The sequence below is a fragment of the Escherichia whittamii genome (assembly GCF_014836715.1).
Lineage (GTDB): Bacteria > Pseudomonadota > Gammaproteobacteria > Enterobacterales > Enterobacteriaceae > Escherichia > Escherichia whittamii.
The window spans coordinates 1-998 of the sequence record NZ_JACSQI010000033.1; the positions used below are offsets into that span (position 1 = coordinate 1).

Below are 998 nucleotides of genomic sequence, written 5' to 3' on the forward strand. Positions count from 1 at the left end.
CCGCCTTCACGGATTGCGAAACGCAGACCGTCGTCCATCGCGATCGGGTGGATCAGGGTAACAACCATTTTGATGTTGTCGCCCGGCATTACCATCTCTACGCCTTCCGGCAGTTCGATGGTACCAGTCACGTCAGTTGTACGGAAGTAGAACTGCGGACGGTAGCCTTTGAAGAACGGAGTATGACGGCCGCCTTCATCTTTGGACAGAATGTACACTTCAGATTCGAACTTGGTGTGCGGCTTGATGGTGCCCGGCTTAGCCAGTACCTGACCACGTTCGATTTCTTCACGTTTGATACCACGCAGCAGAACACCTACGTTCTCACCAGCACGGCCTTCGTCCAGCAGTTTGCGGAACATTTCAACGCCAGTACAGGTAGACTTCTGAGTCTCTTTGATACCAACGATTTCAACTTCTTCACCAACTTTGATGATACCGCGTTCTACACGACCGGTAACAACGGTACCACGACCGGAGATGGAGAATACGTCTTCGATCGGCAGCAGGAACGGCTTGTCGATAGCACGTTCTGGTTCTGGGATGTAAGAATCCAGGAAGCCAGCCAGTTCCAGGATTTTCGCTTCCCACTCTGCGTCGCCTTCCAGCGCTTTCAGAGCAGAACCACGAACGATCGGAGTGTCGTCGCCCGGGAAGTCGTACTGAGACAGAAGTTCACGAACTTCCATTTCAACCAGTTCCAGCAGCTCTTCGTCATCAACCATGTCGCATTTGTTCAGGAACACGATGATGTACGGAACGCCTACCTGACGACCCAGCAGGATGTGCTCACGAGTCTGCGGCATCGGGCCGTCAGTCGCAGCAACTACCAGGATCGCGCCGTCCATCTGAGCAGCACCAGTGATCATGTTTTTAACATAGTCGGCGTGCCCCGGGCAGTCTACGTGTGCGTAGTGACGGGTCGGGGTGTCATATTCAACGTGAGAAGTGTTGATGGTGATACCACGAGCTTTTTCTTCCGGCGCGTTATCGATCTG

The 998-nt window shown here is 53.4% G+C and carries 1 protein-coding gene; it reads right to left on the reverse strand.

Translation table 11 applies throughout. From position 1 onward, the window contains the following. Positions 1-998, reverse strand: a 998-nt coding sequence (gene tuf, locus H9644_RS21400; RefSeq protein WP_064530423.1) for an elongation factor Tu, incomplete at both ends; no start/stop codon positions are given.